Annotated in this window: 1 protein-coding gene; it reads right to left on the bottom strand. The window is 35.3% G+C overall.

Going from position 1 to position 275, the window contains the following annotated elements:
- Nucleotides 1-86: 86 nt before the first annotated feature.
- The coding region (locus tag AAEY62_RS22295) for a hypothetical protein (protein WP_350636587.1) at nucleotides 87-275 on the bottom strand (189 nt) is incomplete at its 5' end.

Here is a 275-nt window from a genome sequence, read left to right as displayed (position 1 = left end):
ATTATAGTGTGATTGGTAATCCTCCAATAAATAAAAATCCTGTTTTAGACGCCTCTTAAACTGCGAAGCATTTTAAGAGGCGTCTCTTAGTATCTCTTAACCTTATCTTCTTGTGTTGCTTCGTCAAACGGTATCAAGTCTTTTGCAGGTTGTTCTATAGTCTCACTTCCAATTAATGCAGAAATTCCAGCAAATGGGCTGGAATTTCTACGAATAATTTTCCCAGAATTATTTTCATACCGGTTAGATTTTATCGTAGTCATTTTTTCTTGGAC

This window comes from Pseudoalteromonas sp. GW168-MNA-CIBAN-0100 (assembly GCF_040309225.1).
Taxonomy (GTDB): domain Bacteria; phylum Pseudomonadota; class Gammaproteobacteria; order Enterobacterales; family Alteromonadaceae; genus Pseudoalteromonas; species Pseudoalteromonas arctica.
Note: the sequence above shows the minus strand (reverse complement) of the source record. Positions and strands in the feature narration are given on the sequence as shown.